General features: G+C 31.0%; 17 protein-coding genes. All 17 read right to left on the bottom strand.

The features are described from left to right. Window position 1: 1 nt before the first annotated feature. Window positions 2–2,122, bottom strand: coding sequence for a DEAD/DEAH box helicase (locus tag BUA86_RS14380; RefSeq protein WP_072933826.1), 2,121 nt, complete (start codon window positions 2,120–2,122; stop codon window positions 2–4). Further along, window positions 2,119–3,081, bottom strand: coding sequence for a HamA C-terminal domain-containing protein (locus BUA86_RS14375; protein ID WP_072933868.1), 963 nt, complete (start codon window positions 3,079–3,081; stop codon window positions 2,119–2,121). The genes BUA86_RS14380 and BUA86_RS14375 overlap by 4 nt, the downstream gene beginning before the upstream one ends. Before the next feature lie 135 nt (window positions 3,082–3,216). After that, the gene (locus tag BUA86_RS14370) at window positions 3,217–3,555 is read right to left on the bottom strand and encodes a cupin domain-containing protein (RefSeq protein ID WP_072933824.1); all 339 of its coding nucleotides are present in this window, start codon (window positions 3,553–3,555) and stop codon (window positions 3,217–3,219) included. Between the two features lie 5 nt (window positions 3,556–3,560). Beyond that, entirely contained in the window at window positions 3,561–4,301 is a 741-nt protein-coding gene (locus BUA86_RS14365; protein WP_072933822.1) for a rhamnogalacturonan acetylesterase, read from the bottom strand. A gap of 353 nt (window positions 4,302–4,654) precedes the next feature. Beyond that, window positions 4,655–5,620, bottom strand: coding sequence for a pectinesterase family protein (locus tag BUA86_RS14360; RefSeq protein ID WP_072933820.1), 966 nt, complete (start codon window positions 5,618–5,620; stop codon window positions 4,655–4,657). Further along, entirely contained in the window at window positions 5,610–6,530 is a 921-nt protein-coding gene (locus BUA86_RS14355; RefSeq protein WP_083580386.1) for an alpha/beta hydrolase, read from the bottom strand. Before BUA86_RS14355 ends, BUA86_RS14360 begins: the two co-directional genes overlap by 11 nt. Further along, window positions 6,517–8,184: a glycoside hydrolase family 28 protein gene (locus BUA86_RS14350; protein WP_072933817.1), complete on the bottom strand. Its 1,668-nt coding sequence runs from the start codon at window positions 8,182–8,184 to the stop codon at window positions 6,517–6,519. The genes BUA86_RS14355 and BUA86_RS14350 overlap by 14 nt, the downstream gene beginning before the upstream one ends. Window positions 8,185–8,186: 2 nt before the next feature. Beyond that, entirely contained in the window at window positions 8,187–8,999 is an 813-nt protein-coding gene (locus tag BUA86_RS14345; protein WP_072933815.1) for a rhamnogalacturonan acetylesterase, read from the bottom strand. A 1-nt stretch (window position 9,000) separates the two neighbouring features. Next, window positions 9,001–10,620 (bottom strand): glycoside hydrolase family 43 protein, encoded by a 1,620-nt coding sequence (locus BUA86_RS14340; RefSeq protein WP_072933813.1) that lies wholly within the window; start codon window positions 10,618–10,620, stop codon window positions 9,001–9,003. A gap of 2 nt (window positions 10,621–10,622) precedes the next feature. Beyond that, window positions 10,623–11,837: a glycoside hydrolase family 88/105 protein gene (locus BUA86_RS14335; RefSeq protein WP_072933812.1), complete on the bottom strand. Its 1,215-nt coding sequence runs from the start codon at window positions 11,835–11,837 to the stop codon at window positions 10,623–10,625. Window positions 11,838–11,849: 12 nt separating this feature from the next. Further along, complete coding sequence (locus BUA86_RS14330; protein WP_072933810.1) at window positions 11,850–12,842, bottom strand: DUF4861 family protein; 993 nt, start codon at window positions 12,840–12,842, stop codon at window positions 11,850–11,852. 116 nt (window positions 12,843–12,958) lie between these two features. Continuing rightward, window positions 12,959–14,569: a RagB/SusD family nutrient uptake outer membrane protein gene (locus tag BUA86_RS14325; protein ID WP_072933808.1), complete on the bottom strand. Its 1,611-nt coding sequence runs from the start codon at window positions 14,567–14,569 to the stop codon at window positions 12,959–12,961. 12 nt (window positions 14,570–14,581) lie between these two features. After that, window positions 14,582–17,683 carry a SusC/RagA family TonB-linked outer membrane protein gene (locus BUA86_RS14320; protein ID WP_072933806.1) on the bottom strand — a complete coding sequence of 1,034 codons (3,102 nt, stop codon included), beginning with the start codon at window positions 17,681–17,683 and terminating at the stop codon, window positions 14,582–14,584. 93 nt (window positions 17,684–17,776) lie between these two features. Next, window positions 17,777–19,981, bottom strand: coding sequence for a pectinesterase family protein (locus BUA86_RS14315; protein ID WP_072933805.1), 2,205 nt, complete (start codon window positions 19,979–19,981; stop codon window positions 17,777–17,779). Between the two features lie 15 nt (window positions 19,982–19,996). Continuing rightward, window positions 19,997–21,682, bottom strand: coding sequence for a DUF4957 domain-containing protein (locus BUA86_RS14310; protein WP_072933803.1), 1,686 nt, complete (start codon window positions 21,680–21,682; stop codon window positions 19,997–19,999). Between the two features lie 13 nt (window positions 21,683–21,695). Beyond that, window positions 21,696–23,519, bottom strand: a complete 1,824-nt coding sequence (locus BUA86_RS14305; protein ID WP_072933801.1) for a RagB/SusD family nutrient uptake outer membrane protein — start codon at window positions 23,517–23,519, stop codon at window positions 21,696–21,698. An 18-nt stretch (window positions 23,520–23,537) separates the two neighbouring features. Then, window positions 23,538–26,759, bottom strand: coding sequence for a SusC/RagA family TonB-linked outer membrane protein (locus BUA86_RS14300; protein WP_072933799.1), 3,222 nt, complete (start codon window positions 26,757–26,759; stop codon window positions 23,538–23,540). Between the last annotated feature and the right edge of the window lie 241 nt (window positions 26,760–27,000).

Below are 27,000 nucleotides of genomic sequence, written 5' to 3'. Positions count from 1 at the left end.
TTTATATATTTTCAAAAAAATTATCTAATATGAAAATATCAAAATTGTCTAAATATATAGAACAAGAATCTATTATTTGTTCTTTTCCAATAGATTTTAGTTGGATTATTGCTTCTTCAATATTCATTTCGCTAACTTCAAAATTAATTAACTTGCAATGATTAATTTTTTTTGATATCATTCTTGGTAGTCCGTATTCTTCTAATTCCAATATGACAGAGGGCATAAATGCATTAGAACATTTACTTATAAAACCAGATATATCAATAAAATTTTCTCTGTTAATTATTCTATTTAAATTATTAAAATCATTTAAGTATCCTGAAAAATTATGACATACTCTTTTTTCTAATGCAAAAAAATCATCAATTGTTAACCCTTCTTTTTTTAGATCAAGCATCAAATTGGGTAGAGATTTTTTCCAGTTTTTAGAAATAATTTGAATGAATTTTTTTGCTTGATTGAATTGTAATGAATTAGCATTGTTAGACCAACGTAAACTTTTAGAATTAAGATAACATAATTTACCAAGTATATATTCCCAATCTTCTGATTTAATACTTTTAAGCATTTTTAAACTTTTCCAATCGTTGTAATTGTCTCTCAATTCTACGCATATTTTGTAAATTAAATCTTCGTCATTAGAGTTTAGTGAATTTTCCTCTCTTAATTTTCGATATATACCTTTGCCTAGAATAGATTCTATTTTATTTATATTTTGATTTGCAATTTTTTGATTATCTAAACTTATTTTAGATAGATAATTCTCATCTTTTATACCACCGATGAGAGAATTATCTACTTCAATTGACAACTGTATACTGTCTAAATTTTTTAGTTTGGGTTCTACTAACTCATATACGTTTCCAATAAAATGTTTAAACATTCTACCAGCTCTACCTTTTATATTTTTATATGATAGTGGCGTTAAATTATTATTGCCTTGTCCACTTTTTATTGACCAAATGATCACATTTTTTGCAGATGTATTTACACCTTCAATTAATGAGGAAGTAGAAATAATGCTATCAAGCCCACTTTTTTCATCGTCAAATAAAATTACTTGATATTGTGTAATGGATCTATGTAATCTTCCATTATGAATTCCAATGCCTTTTAATATTAATTGAGCTAATGCCCATTCTGGGTCGTAATTGTTTTTTAACCAATTTGAAAAATCTACAATCAGTTTACTTTTTTTATCCTCATAATTGTTTAAAAATAATTCTTGTATTGTAGAAATTTCCTTAAATAATGCAGCATAAATAAGATTTTTATGATTCTTACAAATTTTCAGTAAGAACTGTTTCTTTATTTCCTCATTATTGTTTATTTCTTTAAATACCTTGTGATGCTTAAGAACTACCGTATTAAAATCTAACTTTTCAACAGAGATCATTCCTTCTGTAAATGGGTTTTCTTTAATAGACTTTATATTTGGTGCTAAAAAATATTTTTGCTTTGATTTGCTATCAAGTTTTATCAAAGCTTCTTGTAATTTAACAGCTCTTTCTTTATCGTTGCTTTTACTTATTTTGTAAAACTCATCAATAATTAATAAATCAATTTCTTGAATTATATTACTATAACTAACAGCTCTTTCTTGTGGGAAGATGAAAATATTTTTGTCAGATAGTTTAATATTTGGAGTTGTAATTATTTTATATTCGCTTCCAAATTTTTTACTAATTCGTTTTCTTGTTTCGTCAGTTAATGATATTGTTGGTACGATAATAACAACATTTTTTGGTTTTTTATTTGCAATGAAGGCATCAATAATAAAACTTTTTCCAAAACTAGTAGGTGCACTCAACGCAATATTGTCACCTCTTAATAATGATTTTAAGATTGAAGATTGTTCAAAATGAACTGTCTGTGATTCAATCCCTGTATTAACTTTGAAAGACTCTTTGGCAAAGGCATCACTCCAATTGCTTGTGTTTTCATCTATATATTGATAAAGCCCTACTTCTCGAATTAAATGATTCACTAATTCGTTCTTTTGAATTTTATTTTCCTTTAAATCGTGCAATAAATGAATTACACCGTCACGTGCTTTTAAATAATTATCTTCTTTGATATAATTAAAAAGCTCTTTACATCTATCAAAATACTCAATCATATCTCGGTTCTTAAAGATTCGGCTCTAGTCAAAAAGTTTGATATTATTGTTTTTTTGTCAGGTACAGGAAAAAATATAAAATGAAATTTAATTTTATCAAAGTTCACTATTGGTTTAACCTTCAGATTATCCTTAATGGCTTTATTGTAAAGTTTTTGATAGAATGACTGAACTCTTTCTTTCTGATATTCTAATAATTTATTGACATATACATCTGAATTTTCCTTTTGATTACTTGTTATATTACAAACGTGTAATAATAGAATAGGAACATTTAATCTCGCTTTGACATAATCAATTGGAGAATCTGTATCTAAAATACTTATGATTTTATCATATAAGTCTGAATTGTCTTTTAAGTAACTCTTTAAATCATTGCTGTTACTAAGTATTCTATTTTCTGTATCAAATGCTGATTCAGAAAAAATATTTAATACGGAGTTTACAATTTCATATAAGCGAGTGTCTTCTATACTATTATAAAATTTAGCTTCTCCGTACCAAATTGAAAATTCATTTTCATTTTCTAAAACAATATGCACGCTATCAGCACCCTTTGCATTGTCATTAGAGTTTTGTTTGTTGAAAATTTTAGGAACTACTGGAAGTGCTTTGTAATGATGATGCATAATTCCATAAAGTAAAATTTCAGCTAATTCACTACCTTCTGTATCCGTATCATTGTTTTTTTTATCAATAAGTCTAAGTTTTTTGGCAGCCTTAATTAAAGAACTGTAGCTATCATCAACAATATTATCTCTTTCTTTTTTTGACAATGCAGTTTGAGCAATGTTGTTAAAAATAAAACTCTGAAATTTTTGGAATTGCCATTTATTATCAGAAAAATCATTGGCTACGCTTAAAACTTCTCTTCCATCTATTATTTTAAAATCTACGTCAGGACAAAAGTCCTTTAAACTTTTATTTAAATGAATATTAAACTTATCTAATTTGGACATTAAGTTGTTTTTAGTTGAATTATTTTTGTTTTTAAAATTAAACATAACTCATTTTCAAATCCAAATATAAACCTATTTCAATGAAAACAACAATACTTAAAAAGTTATTTTATTGTGAACTTTGAGCAATAAGCATTATTTCATAAAATCTTCTCTATAAGGTGTAAAAGAATCAATCAAAATACCTTCTTCTAAACATACAACACCATGTTCTATGTTAGGTTGAGCGAAAAATCCATCTCCTTTATTAAGAATTTTGGTTTTATTGTTATTCGTAACCTCAAAAGAACCTTCGGCAACGTAAGTAATTTGAGAATGGAAATGTTGATGTAAGGTACCAATTGCGTCTTTTTCAAATTTTACGATTACCATCATTATTTGAGAGTTGTAACCGACAAATTGTCTTTTTACTCCATTCCCTAAGTCTTCCCATTCCGAATTTCCATCGAAAAATAAATCTTTTTTGTATTGCATATTTATTATTTCTTTACAAACTTCTCAAATCCAATATTTAGTTTTTCTAATGCTTTCAGTGCTTTTTCAGCAGTTAATGTAGCACCCAATTTAGATAAATGTGTATCATCATGTTTACCATCAGGATAATAATTAACTTCTTTTGGCTCGAAATGTAAATACAATTTTTTAGATTTCTCTGGACCATAAGTCAAAACAATTTCTTCTGTAGCTTGTTGTAAATCAACAAAAGGAACGTCTAAATCTTTTGCAACCATTCTTACAACGATAGGGTATAAATTATGTGTATCAATTAAAACACCTTTTTCATTGAAATTTCTACGAACAATAGACGTCATTAAAATAGGAATAGCTCCTTTTTCTCTTGTTTCTTTTACATATCGTTCTAAGTTTGAACGGTATTGAGTAGCAGGATTCGTATAGCGTATAGAATCTTCTATTTTCTGGTCATTATGTCCAAATTGTATAATCACATAATCTCCCTTTTTTAATTGATTGTGTACTTTATCCCAACGACCTTCGGTTCTAAAACTTTTAGAACTTCTTCCATTTGTCGCATGGTTTTGTATTGTAATCTTATTCGTTAATAAAGTAGGCAGGATTTGTCCCCAACCATGTTCAGGATTTTCGTTAGGATTCACTTTATCTGCCATTGTAGAATCTCCTACTAAAAATAAAGTTGGTTGCTGTGCTTTAGTTATTCCGATTAAACACAGAAAAATAGTAATTAAGTATATTTTTTTCATTTATTGTTTTTTTATTCGTTTGTTTAAAAATGTCTTAGTTCTCGATACAAAATTCTTTTAGAATTCCACTCGAACTGACATTTTTTAATAGTAGATTTAGAAATTTTTTTTCTGTCAGTTCGAGTGTTTTTTGTAGAAAAATGTATCGAGAACTTAGTCAGAAAATAAATAGTTTATATAAAAAAACATCATTTCAAACACATTATGAGATCCTGAAACGAGTTCAGTATGACTAACTGGATGTTCATATTTTTTACTTCTAATTTTATTACATTTCGACAGGCTCAATGTGATATCGATACTTTTAATATCCTTATATCTTACAATCTTAGACCTTAAGTCTATTAAGGAGTCTACTCAGGAATCCATCCTCTAAATATTTTCTCTATGGTATACTTATCCAATTCTTTTTTCTTTAGTTGATGCGACCATTTTACACGATCAGATGAATTTGCTCCATTTCCTTTACTTTCATATTCTGCATAATAAGCAGTTTTTTCTTTGTCAGGAAACATTTTATCGCCAGCCCATTCATTCCAACCTTGTGGTAAAATATGCTTTCCCATTTCAGTATTAATAAAAACTGTTTTAGCATAAGGTCGCCATGGTCTTCCTAAATAAACTTTGTTTACTCCTTCTTTTGAGATTAAAAAACAATCGAAGAATACATAACCATAACTATTATCTTTATCTGTTGCAGCAGCTGTAATAAAAGAATTTGCTAAACTTTTTATGGTACAGTTTTTAAAAACAGCGGTTGCTTGTCCAAAAATAAAATCAGTCGTTCCTTCTATGTAACAATTTTCATAATATTGTCTGCTGTGATTAGTAGCAGTATACAAGGTATCTTGACAACCTAATAAACGAAGGTTTTTCCCAATAAAATAATCTCCTTCTACATGTAAAGCTACCGCTTGTCCTTTTGTACAATGTGTATTTTGAATACTAAGATTCTCTATTTTAATTTTTTCTCCCGTAACTAAAACAGTATAAGAAGTAAAAGTTGTCATTTTTTGATGAGTGAATTCTTCTATTTTTCCAGAGAAATCATCATTAGTAATGATTGTATTTTCGCTACTTTCTCCTTTTAATGTTAATTGATGTTTATTGGATGGAATAACAATTTTTTCATGATAAGTTCCATTTTTAATAAAGATTAATGCTTCGGCAGGACCTAAATCTCGAGTAGAATTTATAGCCTCTTGTATAGTTGTATAATCTCCTTTTCCGTCTTGTGAAACAGTAATTGTTAAGTAAGGATCTTTTCCAAAAACAACTGAAAAAAGAAATAGAAAAGTGAAGATGATTTTATTTTTCATGTTGCTTGAATAATTTATTTAAAAAGTTTAAAGTAATCGTCAATGTTTCGTTAAACCAAGGTTTAGCTAACCAAAAAGAATGTGGCGAATCTTTAATCTCGTGCATTTCTGTATAAATATGATAGTTGCTCAGAATTTTCATCATATCATCTCTACCAGCGTGAAATCTTGGCTGAGAGCTATTAATAAATAGAGTAGGAGGCGTATCTTTTTCTACAAATTCTAAAGGAGAAGCTTCTTTCCAACGTTCGAAATTATCATCTTTCCAACCATCTAACCAATAGGCAGCGTATTGTCCTTCTTCTGCTTCTTTATGAATAAAAGAAACTATTCCGTCTATGTTTACAATAGCTTTTATTTTGGATGATTTTACACCAACTAAAGTTGCTATTTGCGCACCTGCAGAAGCGCCAAGAATACTTATTTGTTTGGGATTAACATGATATTCCTTTTTATTCTTAATGAGATAGTTAATCGCACTATATACATCATCAATAGCAGCAGGATATTTTGCTTCGTCTGCTAAACTATAATTAATTGTCATTGCAACATATCCATTACTAGCCAATTGTTGTGCCATATAACGTTGATTTTCCTTACTTCCAGAAATCCATCCACCACCATGAATTAATACAATTGCAGGATTTTTTTTGACTGAATTTTTAGGAGAATAAATATCTGCTTTTAAAGAAACATTTTTTTCTTCTTTGTAAATAATATTTTCTTTAACAACGATATTCTCTGGTAAAGCAATTGTATTGATAGGCTCAATAAAAGGATAGTTTTTTTTGAGTTTTTGATAAGTAGATTCTATTGTATAAGGCGAAGCCTTTGGTCGTTCAACTTGACCAAAGGCTATTGCCATATAAAGTGGAAAAATAAAAATATTAATGTATTTATTGAACCGCATTTTTTTGTACAGATTTTGAAATGTTCACTCTCTTTTTGTCAACACTTTTAGGAAGTTTAACTTTAGAAGTTTTATCTCCTGTTACATTAACTATCGATTTATCGTTTGTAGTTTCAAATTGAACAGAATTTAAATCAATATTTTTACTGTTGTAGATTGTTGCACCAGTTCCGTCAGAATAATTGAATTTCACATTTTTTAATTCAACGCCATCTGCATCAACAATACTTAATGCTTTTTTAGTATCGAAAGTAGAGTTCTCTATTTTAATATTTTTGATATTCATTTCATTTAAACCACTTATGTAAAGCGCTTCATGAGATGAAGTAACATTAATATTTTTAAAGAAAATATTTCTCATTTGCGGTGTTTCTTCAGTTACAGGAATTGCTTTTTCTGTACGTTTTTCGTCATCAGCATTCTGATCATCTTCTATAATAGGAGAGTTTCCTTCATAAAACATATTAAAACCAATTGCTTGCGCAGGAATGTTAATCATATCAACATCAGAAATATAAATGTTTTCAATAATTCCTCCACGACCTCTTGTTGTTTTAAAACGTAAACCAATATCAGTTCCAATAAAAGTAGCACCAGAAACATGTATATTACGTACACCACTAGACATTTCGCTTCCTATTACAAAACCTCCATGTGCATGGTAAACTGTATTGTTTTTAATAATTACATTTTCTGTCGGCATAGCTCTATCTCTACCATCTTTATCTTTTCCAGATTTTATACAGATTGCATCATCACCAACATCAAAAGTATTGTTATAGATTAACACATTTTTACATGATTCTAAATCTAATCCATCTCCATTTTGAGAATACCAAGGATTACGTACATTTAGGTTACGAATGATAATATTTGAACTCATTAATGGGTGAATGTTCCAAGCTGGTGAATTCTGAAATGTAGGACCATCTAATAAAACACGATCAGAACTAACAATACTTACCATTACTGGACGTAAAAAGTCGTGAACTTGTTCGTATTCAGCTTCAGTAATTTTGTCAGGAACATTAAAATTAGAACTTAATTTATATCCTAATTTAGAACTTTCAGATGGAAACCATATTTTTTTGTCTTCAGATAAAACACCACCAGAAGCAACTAAGTTTTTCCATTGGCTATCTGTTAATTTACCTTTTTTAACGTAACGCCAAGCATCACCATTTCCATCAATAGTTCCATTTCCAGTAATGGCAATATTTTCTACATTTCTAGCAGAAATAGGAGAAACTGTACGAATTGTATTTAAACCTTCGAAACTTGTTTTTACCAATGGATAATCTTTAAAATCTTTACTAAAAATAAGTAAAGCACCATCTGCTAAATGTAAATTGATATTACTTTTAAGTTCTATAGGACCAGTTAACCAAATTCCACGAGGTATAACAACTGTACCACCTCCTTTATTACTTGTTTCTGTTATTGCTTTGTTTATAGCTTCGGTGTTTTTAAAAACTCCACCAGCCTTTGCTCCAAACTGCGTAATTTGAACCGAATAATTTTTAAAACTCGTTTCTTTTACTCGTGGCATATTAAATTCTATTCCTTTGTAAATGTTCTCATCTACTTGTGCATTCATTTGCGACGAACAGCTAAGTGTTATCGCTAAGGCGATTAATTTAAAATATTTCCTCATTTTTAATGTGTTGTATTGTTAATGATCTTTTTTAATTCTGTAAATACTAAAGCAGCTACAGCTTTAGCTCCAGCTATCTGAAAGTGTGTATTATCTTTTTGTCCATCTGGATATGCTTCGTAAAGATTTGCTCCAAAATTCATAAAATATACATCACTTACATATTTTTCTCCTTTTTTAGAAAAGAACTGCATAGAAATTTCATTTAAATCTAAGAAAGGTACATTCATTTCTTTTGCAATTTCTTCCGCAGCTTTAGGATAATCTCCATGTACATTTTCTAAATGTCCATTTTTCCAAGGATAGTTTCTTGCAACTGGACTTAAGATAATTGGAATAGCTCCTTTTTGTCTTGTTTGAGAAACATACAAACGTAAGAATTCTTTGTATCCTTCTATATTTACATAACGTTCTTGTTTATTTTCTGCTGCATCATTATGCCCGAATTGCATTAGAACATAATCTTTTGCATTAAGATTATCGAAAACTTCTCTCCATCTTCCTTCCTGAAAAAATGTACGTGTGCTTCGTCCACCTTTTGCTTTGTCTTTAATAACGACTTCTTTGTTTTTTAAAGTCTTAATATCATTCAAACTATCTTTTACAAAAAATGGTTGAAATTCTTGTCCCCAACCAGCAATTGGATAACGAGATTTCATGTAATCTTTTCCCGGGTCATAATTCCCTGTATAATCGGCTACGGTAGAATCTCCTATTAAATAAATAGAGACTGTATTTTGCTGTTTTTTTTGAGCAGAGATTGTTAAAGCAATCAATAAAAAAAACAAATTGACAAGATTAAATTTATTTTTCATTTTACTTTTTATTATTTGTTATTCTGAAATAATCAAAATCTGCATAACCTCCACGTTTTGCATCTTTCAGACTAATACTATATAAGCCTACTTTAGCACCAATCCATTTTCCTGGTTTGGCTTGAAATGGTTCTCCTATATCAGTATATTTTTTACCATTTTCACTGTAACTAAATTGACAAATTCCGTTTGGATCATTCACTTTTACTTGTAAATAGGCTTCGTTACTTTTTAGTTTAGTTTCGAATAAAACTTTTTCGGGATTATTTTTCTCCGCTTTTTCAGCACGAATTAATTGTAAATAAAATCCATCTGGTTTATTTGTAATAACTATAGACTGATAATCCGTTCCCATAACCACTAATCCAGCAGTTTTTCCGCTTGTAGCATCTTCTGGTGTAAGTTTTACTTTTGTAGATGCAGTAAAGTTTGGTGATGGGAATTTCTGAGTCAATAAATTAGGAACATTCCATAAGTTATTGGCATTTTCTGGTGTTTTAATCGAAAATAAACGTAAAAACTTTTGATTGGCTAATTTACTGTACCAAACAATATTTGGATTTGCACTCCATTGCCATTGTAGACCAATATCTTTTCCATCAAATTCATCTGTTTCTGATGGAGTTTGAATAGGATATGTTTTGCCAACGTTTGGTTTTTTGTAAGTTAATACAGGTTCTCCAATTCCATTTTTATCATTATCAATTCCCATAAATGGCCAATCATTTATCCATTTCATTGGTTGTAAATGAACTATTCTTCCGCCAGCATCAACATCTTGAAAATGATAAAACCAATCTTCACCAGTTCCACTATCTACCCAAGCACCTTGATGAGGTCCATTTGTAGGTGTTTTTCCTTGTTCTAAAACAATTTTTTCTTCGTAAGGACCATATATATTTTTAGATCTCAATACCAATTGCCAACCAGTAGCTACACCACCAGCTGGAGCAAAAATGTAATAATACCCATTTCTCTTGTAAACTTTTGGACCTTCAACCGTTGGATGATTTTCGTGTCCATCAAAAATATGAGTGCCTTTATCAATGACTTTTGTTCCTTCGGCATTCATCTTTTTAATCGTTAATAAGCTTTTTACACCAGCACGACTTCCTGCCCAACCATGAATCATATAGGCATCGCCATTATCGTCCCAAAAAGGACAAGCGTCAATTAATCCTTTTCCTTCTTCAATTAGAATAGGATCTTCCCATTTACCAAAAGGATTCTTCGTTTTTACCATGTAAATTCCAAAATCTGGATCTCCCCAATAAATGTAATATTCATTTTTATGAAAACGAATACTTGGCGCCCAAACACCATCTCCACGTTTTGGAGTTGCAAAGTGTTCTTTTGGAAAAACATCTGGTAAAGCATAATTAACCAATTGCCAATTTACCATATCTTTCGAATGTAAAATAGGTAAACCTGGCGCTTCATTAAAACTAGAAGCAGTCATAAAAAAGTCTTCTCCAACACGAATAGCATCCGGATCCGAATAATCTGCATATAGAATAGGATTTTTATATGTCCCATTTCCTAAATCTGAAACCCAAGTTTGAGCATTTAAAAATTGAAAACTAAAAACTAAATAAGATGCGATGAAAAATCTTTTTCTCATGATTATTTATTTAATTCTAATGATGCTAAAATAAAAGGACCAGTTCCTTTAGGATCATTTGCACGAATAGGCTCGTTAATATAATAATCGTAAGAACCATCACGATAAGGATTTCCTCCTAAGCCAGCAACAGAACAACATTTTTCTAAACTAACAATTCCTTTTTCGTCAACTTTTATAAACTCCTTTAAAATACCATTGTATCCTTTCTGAGCATCTTTCATGTATTTTTTAGGAAGGTAACCTTTGTTAACACCTTTTGCCAAGGTATAAACAAACATTGTAGAACCTGTTGCCTCTAGATAATTTCCTTGTTTACCACCTAAATCTAACACTTGATACCAAGTACCAGAAGAATGCTGAACTTTTACAATAGCCTCAGCATATTGGTTAAGATAAGTTGTTAACTTTTTATATCCAGGGTGATTTTTTGGTAAGTAATCTAAAACATCAACTAAAGCCATACCATACCATCCCATGGCACGTGACCAAAAGTGAGGAGATAATCCTGTGTTTTTATCTGCCCATTTTTGTTCTTTACTTTCGTCCCAACCATGATAATATAATCCTGTTTTTGGATCGCGGTTATATTTCTCAATCAAGTCAAATTGTAAGACAATTTTATCGAATGATTTCTTCGCTTTCTCAGTGTTTTCAAATTGTGTTGCATAACGTGCATGAAAAGGTTCTGCCATGTAAACACCATCTAACCACATCTGATGTGGATAAATTTGTTTATGCCAATAACCACCTTCTGATGTTGTTGGTTGTTCTGCCAATTGTTTATCTAAAGTCTCTAAAGCAATTTTAAAACGATTCTCTTTTGTTTTATCGTATAAATCTAAAATAGCATCACCAGACTTTATCATATCCAAGTTATAATTCTTGAATTTATAGGTCTGTATAACTCCATCTTTGTCTATCATTCTATTCGCAAAATCGTAGATGTAATTATAAAGACTTTGGTTATTTGTTTGCTCGTAAACTTTGTACATAGCATCTAAAACCAATCCATTTGTATAACTCCAACGAGGTTTTGTTTGGAAGTCTAAAAGAGTAGGATCGGGGAAGCGAATTGTTTCCGAGATTGCCATTCTTTCTGACCATTTTAAATTTGAATTTACTAAAGAAGTATTTTCAGTTTTCTTTTGGCTTGAGCATGAAATACCTAAAAATAAGGCACAAGCGCTTAATGTATATGTGATGAATGATTTCATATTAAATGAGATTTATAAACGATTGTTTTTTTGTAATTGAGTTAATTTTACATTTAAATCATTGTAAAAATCTTTTTCATTATTAATTCCGTCTGGTTCTTGTTCCCAAGCAGCCAAAATATAATACGTTACTGTTTTTGTTGTTGGTTTAAACACGATTAAGTGATCATGCTGACCATCAACTAAATTATCTACTTCAGAAGTTTTATAGAAAATAGCCATACCAAGTAAATCTGTTTTGCTAACTAATGTTTGCGCACCATAGGTTGCGATATATCCCCAAGAACCATCTTCGCTTTTCTTTTTCTGTAAAGGAATTTCTTTAAATTTAACTATCCCTGTGCATAATCCATCTGTATTAGCAGAAGTTTTTAGTTCAAATTTAGAGAAACGATCATACGGAAAAATAGAAACATTTGCTTTTACATCTGTTACATGATTTTCAGTTTTCCATTGCGTATAATTAATTTCGTAGCCAGAAGATTTCTTTTCATTGTAAACTTTTACATGTGTGTCTTTTACATCATTTAAATGTGCAACTTCACCATTTATTAATCTACCAAATCCACCAATACCTAAAGCTTTACCAGATTTTAAGATATCTTGTCCCCAAGGTTGAGCATTGTGATAAGAATCGAATCCATCTTGACCAACTTCTTTTAAAACCGAAGTTTTTACTTTTTTTCCATAAATATCAACAGCATTTCTCCAATCTAAATATAAACGAAAAGCTACATTTTGATTTTCCCAACCTGGACCTTCATAACGGATATCAAACGAATGATCTGTATGATTTGGATCTAAGCTTAATTCTTGTACATTTTTAAAAGTTCCACCAACATATTCTTTGTGACCTCTTTTTCCATCAACCCATTGACCGCCTTCTTTTACAGAAATTTCGGAATATGTTAAACCATTTTGAGCTTCAACACTAGATTGATTTTGTTTGTTGCAAGAAAGAATGCTGAATGCGGCTAATACGATACAATATTTTAGATTTTTCATGTGTGATTTTTTTTATTAATATAGTTTATTTCTTTTAATGTTTTAGTTTAAGAAAAGATGCCCTTTTAACAAGGACACCTTCTTAAAATTCAAAATTGAAAAAATGAGAAAAAATTTTAATATGCCGGATTTTGTTTAAAATCTGGATTTTTATTTAAGTCAATTGCCGATTGAGGAATTGGTCTTAATATTTTTAATAAACCGTTATTTCCATTAAAATTAGCTTGTTTAACTAAGAAGTTGTGTAAAGAAGCTCTCTCTACTAATTTACCCGTTCTCTTTAAATCAAACCAACGATTATATTCTCCAAGCATTTCTCTTGCTCTTTCATCTAAGATAAAATCAATTGATAATTGACCTGCAGTTACATTTTGTACTCCAGCTCTACGACGAACTTCGTTAATACGATCTAATGCTAATGTTGTATTTCCTAATTTTAAATAAGCCTCAGAAGCAAGTAAATAAGTATCTGATAAGTGAGATAAGATAATATCTCTCGTACTAGAGTTTTTACCAAATTGAGCTTTTGGATCATCAAATTTCTTTACAGGAATTGTCTGATAATCGAAATTAGGATTATTTTCTGCTGCATACGTTCCATAATTATGGTATTCTACACCAGGATGAGCAGCAATGTATTGTGCTTTATAAGTTGCATCACCAGCATGCCATTTAGGCTCGTAATAATGTACAACTTTTAATGTACTACGATCTGGTTTATCAAAATAATCAAAATAGCGATCATATACTTCTGTCATAAAAGTAGCTTTCCATCTTGTATCATCTTCTGTGTATAAACCTATAGCAAATTGAGTAGGGCATAAGCTATATGTACGATAAGGTGCTTTACCAGCTACTTCGCTACCACCATGATATGGACCAAAATAACTTCCTTGTGGATGACCCAATGTTAAAGGAGAAGTAGCAGAAGAAGCGACACTGTACTGTACAGAGAAAATAACTTCTGCATTTATTTCATTTTCTGGTGTCCAGAAACGTTCGTATGTTAAAGACAATGGTTGTCCTGCAATAGCTTCGTCAGCATATTGTGCTGCTAAACGAAAATCATCGTTAGTACCATATGTTTCATATCCTCTAGTAAGATAAACTTGAGCCAATAAGTTTTTTACTGCTCTCGCATTTACTTTTCCAGCATAAACATTATTGTCTAATAATGGTAAAGCTTCTTCTAAATCTTTTATAATAAATTGGTAAACCTCTTCAGCAGAATTTCTTGAAAAACTTAATTGCGTATCTTGAATATAATCTTTAATTAAACTTACATCTCCATAGGTTTGTACCAATAAGAAATAAGAATTTGCTCTTAAGTATTTTATTTCACCTATTTGATGAGGTAATACATTTGTTTGAGCTGTTTTCTCTGAAAAATAGATTCCCATATTTGCTGTTTGTATAGCAGCATAACATGCTTTGTATAATTGATCTACTCCTTCTGAGAACGCATTTAAATTCGTGTACTCACTTAACCCAGGAGGCTCAGCAGTTCTACCACGAGCGTATAAATCTGTTCCAGCAACAAATAACCATGGATCTTTTCCGTATATATTTTTTAGTTGTCCATAATTCGCATTCACTAAAGATGAAAACCCGTTTGCTGTTAAATAATATTCGTCAGCAACAACATTAGAAAGATTTTCTTCTTCTAAGAAATCACTACAAGAATATGTTGTACTAAGTGCTAATAATAATATGAATATTTTTTTCATGATCGATCGTTTTTAAAATTTTAAACTTAAACCTAATTGATAAGTAATAGAACTTACACGTCCTACACCTAAAGAAGCAGTTGCCCATTCTGGATCATATCCATCGTATTTAGTAAATACAAATGGATTGATAACATTAGCATATACACGTAAAGAATTTAAAACACCAATTCTAGCTAGCGTTTCTCTTTTAAATGTATATCCAAGTGCAATATTTTTTATTTTTACGAAAGATGCATCTCTATAATATCCAACTTTATTATCTCTCCAATACGTTCCTTCATTTAAAGGTTGTGGTGCATAATTTGTAGATTGAGGAGTAATTCCTGCATTATTATTAGGAATAAACCAGTCCATATCTAATCTAGCTCTACCACGGTCGTAAACATTCGTAAAGTTTTCATGAAATGGCGAATACGCTAAAACACCTTGATTTGTAATTAATGATGCTGATAAATCAAATTGACCAACTTTTAACGTTGTAAAAATACTACCAGACCATTTCGGGTCAGAATTTCCAAGAATAACACGGTCGTCTGGCGTAATTCTACCATCTCCGTTTACATCTCTAACTTTTGCTTGTCCAACAGTTTGTCCATAGCTAGCAGCTTCGGCTTCTTGACCATATTGCCAAACACCATCATAAATATAATTGTAATATGAGTTAATGTTTTCACCTATAAATAAGTTATTTCCAATATCATCAACTTCACTTTGTCCGTAGATAGATTTAATCTTATTTACATTTTTTGAAAATGTGAAAGTCGTTTCCCAACTTACTTTTGGTGTTTGAATTATTTTTGTAGTTAAAGCAACCTCAACCCCTTTGTTACTTACAGAACCAATATTTCCATTAATATAAGGCCAACCTGTTTCGAAAGGTAATTGTTGTCTCATTAATAAATTATCAGATAACTTATCGTAAACATCTACAGATCCCGTAATTCTATTTCTAAGAAAACCAAAGTCTAAACCAACGTTAAACTCTCTTGTTTTTTCCCATGTTAAATTAGGGTTTGCAATTCTACCACTTATCCAACCATTTGCAATTGTACCTGCATAATCATAGAACAATTGTTCTGTTAGTAAGTTTACTGTAGAATAAGGATCAATTATATTGTTCCCTGTATATCCCCAACTTGCTCTTAATTTTAATTCAGATACAGCTTTACTACCTTTTAAAAACTCTTCGTTATTAATTTTCCATGCAACGGCTGCAGAAGGAAAATAACCCCATCTGTTATTTTCAGATAATAATGACGAACCATCTGCACGTACAGAAACAGTAAGTAAATATTTATCTAATAATGAATAGTTAACACGCAAAGCATAAGAACTTAAAGTTTGTTTTAAGTAATTAGAAGCGATGTTGAATGTACTTTGAGAACCTGAACCAATGTTATGATAGCCACTATCAAAAGGAATGTTACGAGAACTTTGTAATCCCGTTTCTGTTCTACTAGAATAGATACTCTGTAATGCTAAAATATTAAATTGGTGAATCTCATTAATATCAAAATTAGCATTTACTTGATTATCCCACGTGTAATTAAAATTCTCTGTTCTGTTGATCCTTGCAGAAGCTAAATTGTTATTATTTGCACCTACAGATGTTAATGCTCCCCATGCTTCACCTTTTCTTCTTGAATCGAAGTTAGCAGAATAAGTTGTTTTAACAGATAACCAATCTAACGGACGATATTCGAAAAAGAAATTACCAATACCATTCCATCTTCTTGTTTCGTTTGTCGTGTTATTAATCTCTAATATAGGATTATATGTAGATGTTTTGTCAATTACAAAAGCACCTTGTTGATTTTGTAATTTTCCTGGTAAAGGAGTTAATCTACTATTACTTTGAAACTCGTAAGGACTTAAGAAAGGATTTAATCTAAATGCTTCTTGCATTGCAATATCAGAACCATCTTGTTGCTCTGTTAAAGAGAAACTTAAAGTAAGCCCAGTAGAAAATTTATCGTTTATTTTATGATCTAAACCTAAATTAACGTTGTATTTGTCTAATGCTTCATTTTGTAAATTTCCTTTTTCTTTTTGTACACCTAAACCAATGTTATAGCCAATTCCATTTTCTGAACGACCAGACATATTGATGTAGTTGTTTTGTGTAACCCCAGAACGAAGAACAGCATCATACCAATCAAATGTTTCATTATTTTCTACACGTCTTAGTAGTTCGCTATTTCTAGTTCCTAAAACTGCAGTTCTTAATGTTTGTGCACTTACTTGTCCAGTAATAGGATCTTTTCCTGCTGTAGCTAAGTAAGCTGATTGATGATAATTCCACCATTTTTGTCCATCCATCATTTTAGGTAAACGCGCAACCGCCTTTACACCATAATACGTTTCATAAGAAACCGTGAATCTACCTTTAGCAGAAGATCCATTTTTAGTTGTAACAATAACAACTCCATTAGATCCTCTAGAACCATAGATAGCAGTAGAAGATGCATCTTTTAAGATATCGATACGAGCAATATCTTGTGGATTTAGAAAGTCGATATCCGTAGTAGGAACTCCATCAACAACGAATAAAGGTTTAGAAGCTTCATTCATTGAGTTGTTTCCTCTAATTACGATATCAAATCCATCTCCAATACGACCAGTAGAAGTTGTGATTTGTACACCTGGTACATTTCCTTGCATAGCCTCCATTGGATTTGTCATATTCCTTTCTGTCAGCTTAGTGGCATCGATTACACCAACTGATCCAGTAAGGTCAGATTTCTTCGCTTTTCCATATCCTACAACAACAACTTCATCTAAAGCTCTGTTCTCAGATTCTATATCTGGAGTGTTATCAAAAGGTATTAATGTAATATTAAAATCTTGTGTTCCTGAAACAGGAATTTGCATTTGCTGAAAGCCATCATAACTAATAGTTATAACAGCATCCTCTGGAACACTTAATTCATAAAATCCATTCTCATCTGTACTTGTTTCGTATGTTGTACCATCTACATAAACGTCAACTCCAACTAATGGACTTCCATCTGTAGTGGATTTTATAATTCCCGAAATGGTTTTGTTCTCTTGTGCAAAAGCCGCTATTGGCAGCAGTAGGAGAGCGAGTAGTTTTATTTTTGACTTCCTCATAATAATGTGTGATTTTTTGTGATTTTCTGTTATTTTGATTTTGTGGTTTCCTGTTTTTACTTACATAAAAAAATATTTAGTTATACGATTGTTTTATAGTTTCCAATCTCCAAGAACTTTTTCTCTCGAATAAAAGTTACTATCGTTTGGATTGATTTCTTTACTCCATTTTACTCTATTTTTAGAGGCTCCTTGTCCAGTAGAATTAATTTCTCCGTAAAATGCTGTTAATTCATTAGATGGTTTTCCCCAGTTATTCCAACCTTCTTGGTTAATAGAATGATCCATCTTTGTATTGATAAAAATTACTTTAGCGTATGGACGCCAAGGTCTTCCCAAATAATGAGAGTTTGCTTCTTCGCCTTTTACAACACAATTATAAAATACATAACCATAAGTAGTTTCTTGTAGTGTAGAAGCAGCTGTTATATAACCTTTTCCTTTATTCTGAAGTTCACAATTTTCGAAAAAAGCAGTTGCTGCTCCAAAAATATAATCTACCGTACCCTCTATATAACAGTTATAAAAATATTGTCTAGAATTAGGTTTTACTAAATAGACTGTATCTTGATCTCCTAAAAAATTGCAATTAATAAATTTTGTTTTATCTGCTTCTGTACGTATTGCAACAGCTTGCCCGACACGTCCAGCAGTATTTTGAAATGTTATATTTTCTGCTGTAAAATCGTCACCATAAACAAAAAAAGAAGCAGAACCTGAAGTTCCTATTTTCTCTCCGATGTTGTTCAATTTAGAAGCATGATCATCGTAAGTTAAAATAGTTTTCGTTCTATCTTCTCCAATAAATGTAATATTCGTTTTAGATGTAGGCAAGATAATTTTTTCTTTATAAATACCTTTTTTTATAAAAACCTTTACCGTTACCTTGCTGTAATCTGGTAAATTTAAAACTAAATCTTGTATGGTTGTAAAATCTCCCGTTCCATCTTTTGCAACAACAAAATCATATTCTTTTGCTCTTGCAGACATTCCTTGATTGATATTTTCTACAAGCGACTCTGCATAAACTTCTATATTAGAATATTGAGATGATAAATTAAATTTTGAGCCGTCTTTTACACCAACATTTAAGTTATTTTTCTTTTCCCATTCATCTGGCATACCATCATTGTCAGTATCAATAAAAGTTGTAGACTTTAATGGAGGAAAACCTCCAACTTCGTTTTGAGAATTAATTATTCCAGTTTTACCAGCTGGATAACCATTTTTTAAATAATCGATTAGTCTATTATCAACCGCATCTCGTACATAACTAGCACCTACATATTTTGTAACCAATTCTAATGCTTGTTGTGGAGAATGAGTTTTGATTTCATTTTTTCCGAATTCCGTTTTAGACATCGTTTTCTGAGGCTCATCACATTGAACACCACCGTCCCAATTATTTGCTGTAATCTTAGGAAAATCATTCACAAAATTTCCACCAACATAAAACTGTCCATAAGGGATTGATGGATTGATAATACGATTTTTGTGTTTAGAAGCTGGACCAGATTTAAAGTAATTATTTACAATATTGTATTTTCCTTTTTCACCACCATAAATATTATTATCTCCCCAGTTATAGATGACATTATTTCTGAAATCTACCATTTCATCAGCAGGATTCACTGTAGATGCTGAACCACTAAAACGCGGATTTCTACTGTTGTTACTCATAATTAAATTATGATGGAATGAAGCAGGTTCTCCTCCCCAAATACCTCCATATCCGTGTGCACCTTTTTGATGAACTGATTGATTAAGTGCTTCTGCAATGATAGACCACTGTATGGTTAGATTTTTTACTCTGTAAAAAGAAATATTTTCATCTGTTGCCCAACTAAAAGAACAATGATCAATCATTATATTCTCAATATTTCTACCACCTAATGCATCTCCTTCAACTTTTGCTAAATCACCTAAGCGGAAACGTAAATAACGTAAAATAACATTGTTAGATTTTATTGTAACAGGATAGTTAGCGATTGTAATACCATCTCCAGGAGCTGTTTGTCCTAAAATACTAAGATTTCCATTATTGATATCTAATGGAGATTTTAAGTTGATTGTCCCAGAAACGGCAAAAACAATTATTCTATCTTGCTTTTTTGTAATCCCTTTTCTTAAGCTACCTTCTCCAGAATCGTTAAGATTAGAAACAATGTAAACTTCTCCACCTCTTCCACCAGAGGCATACCTGCCAAATCCTTCCGCAGAAGGAAAAGCAGGTATGTTCTGAGCAAATGAACACACATTGAGGATTAATGATATGATTGTGATTAAAAATGTTCTCATTTGGAGTTTATTTTATTAATTCCACCATCTTGGATCTCCAATTGCACTTCCAGTAGAAGATGCTGTTCTTAAAGGAGAATTAGTTGGTAATTGGAAATTTAGTGTTGTATTTGTCCACGATAACTCTTGTTCTTGATTATTTGCGCTTGTTGCACTAGTAGGAAGAACAAGTTTTTGTAAGTCTGCAGTTTTTCCATTTGTCAAATTATAGAAATTATTAAAAGAAAATACAGCAGAACTGTTTGTAGCTAAACGAATTAAATTATTATTAGCAAAACTTCCACCGACACGTGGTGAGTTAGCTAAGATATTATTCGTGAAATTTAATTTAATTGGAACATTATTGTTATCTAATAATGGATAGATAGACGTTTGTCCAAAGCTATTAATTGTACAATTATTAATATTAATAGTTGCATTAGCAGAAGGTGTTGTTATACTTTCTCTGTATCTGATAAATAAATCACCAACTTCTGTAAATGTTGAATTTTCTAAGTTAACTTGATTAAAAACTAATTTATCTAAATGTAAAAAGCCATAAGTTGATGCAGGGAAATTTCTAAAGAATGAATGTTTTATTTCAAACTTATCCATTATATATCCACTATTAGGACCTCTGTTTGCTCTAAAAGCAGCAGTAGAAACATCATGAACTAAACAGTTTTCAATTAAGATATTTTCAAAATTTGCTCTTGCTGCATTATTATTACTACTTGTAAGATTTATTAAATAAGCCGCTTTATTTGTCGTTCCATCTAAATCGATGTTTTTAAGATGTAATCCTGCTCCAGTATCATTTAATGTAAATTCTTTAAATAATACTTTTGTATCTTCTGCATTACCTGATATTCCAATTAATGAAACTTTTTTAGCGTTAATTGTTATCACATTATCTCCCGTATTGTATGTACCAGGATTTAACCCAATAACATCGCCATCTTTTGCATTATTAACTAATGCTACAATATCATCGCCAGGATTAGCTACAATAGTATAGTTAGTGGAAGTTTTAGTTGTAAAAGTTTGAACACCTACACTTGTATTTCCTTTGTAGATTTCTACACTATATTTTGTATTTGGATTTAATCCTTTTACAGTTTTAGAAGCAGAAGCAGCTTCTGCAGGAGAAATCTCGCTTGTAATTGGTGTTCCATAAACAGGTTCTTGACCAGATGCTTGAGTAAATGGTGTAAATGTTAGTTTTGTAACACCATCTGTTTTATCCCAACTTAATGTAATTTGAGATTCTAATACATTCGGATCATAAATAGGATGAAGGATTTGTACTCCAATTATTTTGAATCGTGCACTTTTCGACCAGTAAGATTCTGGTCTATTAGGTAATGAATTTGCTTTTACACGAACAAATAAATCCTTACGAACAGGAATTTCTTGATCAGTTAATACAACTCCAGCCGAATCTGTAACTTTCGAAATCAAGATTTCGTTAACGTTTGTAAAAAGAGAATCTGTTGAAACTTCTGTTGTATATTCAACTTCTTCGTTATTTGCATGCAAAGAAGCCTTCCAAGTGATTTTTGATTGTGTTTCACCATTCACGGCAGTTAAAGAGAATGGAGTAAACATTCTCATTGGGTCTGTAGATTCAGATTTTAAATCATCATCAGTACAAGAAGAAACTACGGCTCCTGCGCAAAGCAAAGTTCCTATAAAATATAATTGATAAAGTGTTGTTTTCATTTTCAAAAAATTTTTAGTATCCGTAATCTTGTGTTAAATTATAATTTGTATTGATGATATCTTGGAAGATTGGTAACAATTCAGAATGATTTGCTTTGTAATATTGCATCCAACCTTTTCTTTCGTCGTTAATCATTGTTGCAACCATTGCAGTTTGCCAATTAATTCTAGTATATCCAGTAGGAGTAGAAGCGGCAGACGGCGCATAGAAAACATTTCCTTTGTCTGTCCCAACAAAATAAGTATCTAAACTAAGTACTGTTTGTTGAGCATTTTGAGAAGGCGTATAGCTTCCCACTTTGTAATAGATGTATTTAGGAACATTTACATATTCACCAGTTCCATCTAATAAACGTTGTAGTTTTTGTCTTGTTTGTGTTACAACATCTCCTAACAGGTTCCATCTAATTAAGTCATATTTACGAATAGATTCTCCACCAAATTCTAATAAACGTTCTTGAACAATTTCTTTGAAAAAAGCATCGTGTCCACCAACATTTACCTCTGGCATTTGAGAAGGATTTTGACTAAATGCTCTTGCTCTAACTTCTCTTAAAGCTTCTATTGCACTTGCAGTTGGACCAGCATTTAATTCGTTTTCAGCTTCTGCATACATTAATAAAACATCTGCAAAACGTAAAACAGGCCAATTGATTCCTAAGTTTTGAGAAGGACCAGTAACTTTAGTCCAAGACTTTCTAAATTTTCCGTCTGTTAAAGCATCAATCTTAACAACTTGAGATAAGTCATCAGCATTAATTTCGAAAACATTTATAGTTACATCACGACGTTGGTCGTAACGATTAAATTCGTAAAAATAAGTTGGTAATGCAGTAAGACCACCACCACCGTTCCATTTAGAAGCAGCATTGTGTCTTAAACCATTGTAATAACCTAACTTACTATCTGTACGAGAGTTTCCTCCGAATGCACCAACTTGAAAAATCATTTCGTTTGTATTATCCATTCTACCTTCATTGATTGCACGGAAAACATCTTCGTAATTTGGATTTAAATTGTGACTTCCACGTTGTTGCATAATGTCAAACGTTTCATCTCTTGCAATTTGATAATATTTGTTTGCATCAGTTCCTTTAACCATTTGTACAGGATTTCTACGTAAAGAATATCCAGCTCTTGCTAAAGCAATTCTAGCTCTTAAACCCTTTACATATGCTTTTGTAACACGAGATGTAGGATCATTAGATTCTGCTCTCCAAGGAATAACTTTTGAAGCTTTTTCTAAATCAGCTAATAAAACCTCATATACTTCATCGCGATCTGTTTTTGGTAAAAAAATATGTTCGTATTGAGAAGAAGGTTTGTCTTGAAAAGGAACATCTCCCCAGTTACGAATTAATTCATAATAAAATTGTGCGCGTAATGTTAATGCTTCTCCATAATAACGATCCATTAAAGCTTTGTCGCTATTACTTCCTGTAGTGTAAACTGTAGAATTAGGAATATTAAATATTAATAGGTTTGCGCGTTCTATACCCGTATATAATTGTCTAAATGGACGATCTAATTCTGTATTTGTTGCACAAGCTGCGTACATACTAATTCCACGTCTATCGTTACAACTGTAATCACCAGAAGTTTTAAAATCGTCGGCAGCTTGTCCAATGATTGATGAAATTCTATTTCCATAACCATTGTCTCCAGCAAGTTGATTGTAAACTGCTATTAAGGCAGAGTAAGTATAATCTGTATCATTATAAACTTCAGATTCTGATGTGTTAGAAGGACTATTTACATCTAAATAATCATCACAAGAATTAAAAGTTAATAAGATTAAACTTACACCTAAGATTTTTATATATCGTTTTGTATTCATTTTTTTTAATTTGAAAGATTAGAAAGTAACATTAATTCCAGCCAAGAAGAATCTACTTCTAGGATAAGCCGCATAATCTACACCTGGTGTAAGAGGACTTGTTCTTCTTGTATTTGCTTCTGGATCATATCCTGAATAACCTGTAATTGTAAATAAATTATTTACAGTTGCATATACTCTAAATTTACTAATGAACTTAGTTTTTGCTAACATGTCTTGTGGTAAAGAATAACCAACAGTAAGGTTGCTAAGTTTTAAATAAGAACCATCTTCGATTGCATAAGAATGTAAAATATAGTTACCAGTAGATGGAGACCAAAATGTTGCACTTTCATTCATTGCAGCCAATTGTGTAGGATCTGTTACTCTGTTTCCGTTGTTATCAAAATTTCTCCATGCTCCAGCAACCTCTTTCAACATATTATTGTCTTTGTATTGAAAGTGAGTTGTAAATTCCATTCTATTTGCGTTATACACTTTATTTCCTACAGAGAAAGTAAAGAATAAACTTAAATCGATGTTTTTATATTGAAATTGTTGATTAATACCTCCATAAAATTTAGGTTGAGAATTACCCAATACTTTTTTATCATTATCATCGATAATTCCATCACCATTAAGATCTTTTAATTTTAAATCTCCAGGTTTTACTGCCTTAGAACCTAATGCAGCAGCAGAGCTACTCGCTATACCAGGTTTTAATGTGTATTGTTGATTTGCTGGGTTGTAATCAAAATCTTCTACTTTGTACCATCCATCTGTTACGTATCCATAAAATTGACCAATAGGTTTTCCTACTTCAACTTTAAAATCTTGAATACTATTTACCCAACCAGAAGATTGGTAATAATACTCTAATCCTTCTCCAGTAACATCTTTACCTAGAGACTTTATAATATTTCTATTGTGAGATACATTAAAATTAGCTGTCCATTTAAAATTACCTTCTCTAATGATATCAGCACCTAAAGAGAATTCGATTCCTTTGTTTTCTGTTTCTCCAGAATTCTGATATTGAAATTCGTAACCTCCAGTTTGTGGAATTTTAGCTAATAACAATAAATCTTTTGTATTTGTAATATAGGCATCTATAGAACCATAAATTCTTTTATCAAAGAAACTATAGTCTAAACCAATATTTTTAGATATTGTTCTTTCCCATTTAGTACTCGCATTCGCTAAACGCTCATTTGGAGCTAAACCAGGAACAACAGCATTATCAAACGAGTAACCCCAGTTACTAGAACTGTTAAAGAATGTACTGTATAAAAATGGCTCTATTCTATTGTTACCAGATGTACCGTAGCTTAAACGTAGTTTTAATTCGTTAATCCAAGAAGAATCTTTCATAAAACTCTCTCTGCTCATGTTCCAAGCGAAAGAAGCAGAAGGGAAGTATCCCCATCTATTATCTGGTGCAAAAACACTAGATCCATCTGCACGTAATGTTAACGTTAACATATACTTTTTATCGTAAGCATAATTTGCCTGACCGAAGAAAGAAGCTAAACGATCTACTGTTACAGCAGTAGAAACAGGATCCTGAACCATACCAGTAGGAGGAACAGCACTCTGAATATTTGCAAACGCTTGTTGTGGACTAATATTTTTTGGTAACCATTTTACATAAACTCTGTCTGTATCACCATCCGTTTTTACAATCTCTTGCCCAACCATTACATTTAATTTGTGTAATGAACCTAATTTTGGTGAGTATTGTAATGTATTTGTACTTGAAATACGTTTACTTCTAGAACCTCTTAAATCAATTACTGGTAAATTAGCATTTGCGCGAGCAACATTAGTTATATTACCATAAAAGAAATTATCTTGACGATCACTTTGTACATAACCAAGTACAGTTTTAAAAGTTAAACCTTTTACAATTTGCCATTCAAAATATCCATTCATTAAAATATTTTGTCTTTCATCTTCTCTAAACTCATTATTTGTAAGTAAAACAGGGCTAGTAAGATTAGTTTGAGCAAAATAATCAGGATCAAAGAAATCGACAAACGACTCATTTCCTGCTCCTGCAAAAGGTTGATACCTAACGGTATTTCTTAATTTATTATTACTTTGTGAACCAGTATTAGAAGTTCCAGAACCTGTAACAACATCTTTACTATATCTAAAATTAATTCCAACTTTTACTTTGTCACTAACTTTAGTGTTCATTTTAAAGTTGGCAAGATGCCTTCTGTAACCAGAAGTAATCATAATACCATCTTCGTTCAGATAATTTAAATTTAAACTATAATCTGTTGTTTTATTTCCACCAACAACAGAAATATTGTGATTCTGAGAAAATGCTTTTCTTCCAAAAACTTCTTTTTGCCAATCTTTTGGCTGCATACTTTTGTAAATGTCCATATCACGGAATTCACCGTATCTATTTCTAAAAGCATCAGCAGATTGTTGATCGCCAGCAATATTATATAGTTCGTATTGATTTCTTACGAATTCATACGGAGACATTACATCTAATTTATTTTGTATCTCTCTATAACCCGTATAGTTAGTATATGATATTTGTGTAGGTAAATTAAATCCACTTTTTGTTGTAATTAAAATTACACCATTGGCACCACGAGCACCATAAATAGCAGTTGAAGCGGCATCTTTTAAAACATCTATAGATGCAATTTCTTGTGGAGATAATATAGATAAGGCATTTTCTACTTGTATTCCATCTACTATATATAATGGACTATTATCTTGTGTAATAGATGTACCACCTCTTACTCTAATACTAATATCTGCTCCAGGTGAACCTTCGGAAATACCAACTTGTACACCAGCTAAACGACCTTGTATTGCTTCGGCAGCAGAATTAACTGCCATATCTTTAATCTGATCAGAATTAATACTTGCAACAGCACCTGTTAATTCATCTCTAGAAACTGAAGTATATCCTACAACAACAACTTCATTTAAATCTTGATGATCCGTAACAGATTCTATTAATTGTATATCTATTAAACCATTTTTATTTACAGGTATAAGTTGCTTTTGAAAACCATCGTAGAGTATAGTTAATGTGGCATTATCAGGAACATTTAGTTCATAATGACCATTTTCATCAGTAAAAGTTTCGTAAGCTGTTCCATCTACAAAAATTTCAACTCCAACTAATGGTGATCCACTAGCAGAAGTAATATTACCTGTAACAACCATTTCTTCTTGTGCAAAACTTGCAACAGGAAGAAGAAGTAGCGATAATAGTTTAATTTTAGACATCCTCATTTTATAAATCGTTTATTATATTATGTGTTAATAGTTATCGATTATGTAATCGATTGCAAAGATTAAAATAATTAGGTGTACAGAGGACACTAAAATATAAAATATTTTTTAAAATAAAAACGATATATTAAAAAAAGTTAAAAAAAAACTAAATAACTTAAGTATCTGTTATTTAATTATATATAATAGATATTGGTAGGGTTTAGTGCTTCGCAAATAGCTTTAATGTTAATTA

This window comes from Chishuiella changwenlii (assembly GCF_900142565.1).
Classification (GTDB): Bacteria; Bacteroidota; Bacteroidia; order Flavobacteriales; family Weeksellaceae; genus Empedobacter; species Empedobacter changwenlii.
This window is presented reverse-complemented; position numbering and strand designations above follow the sequence as displayed.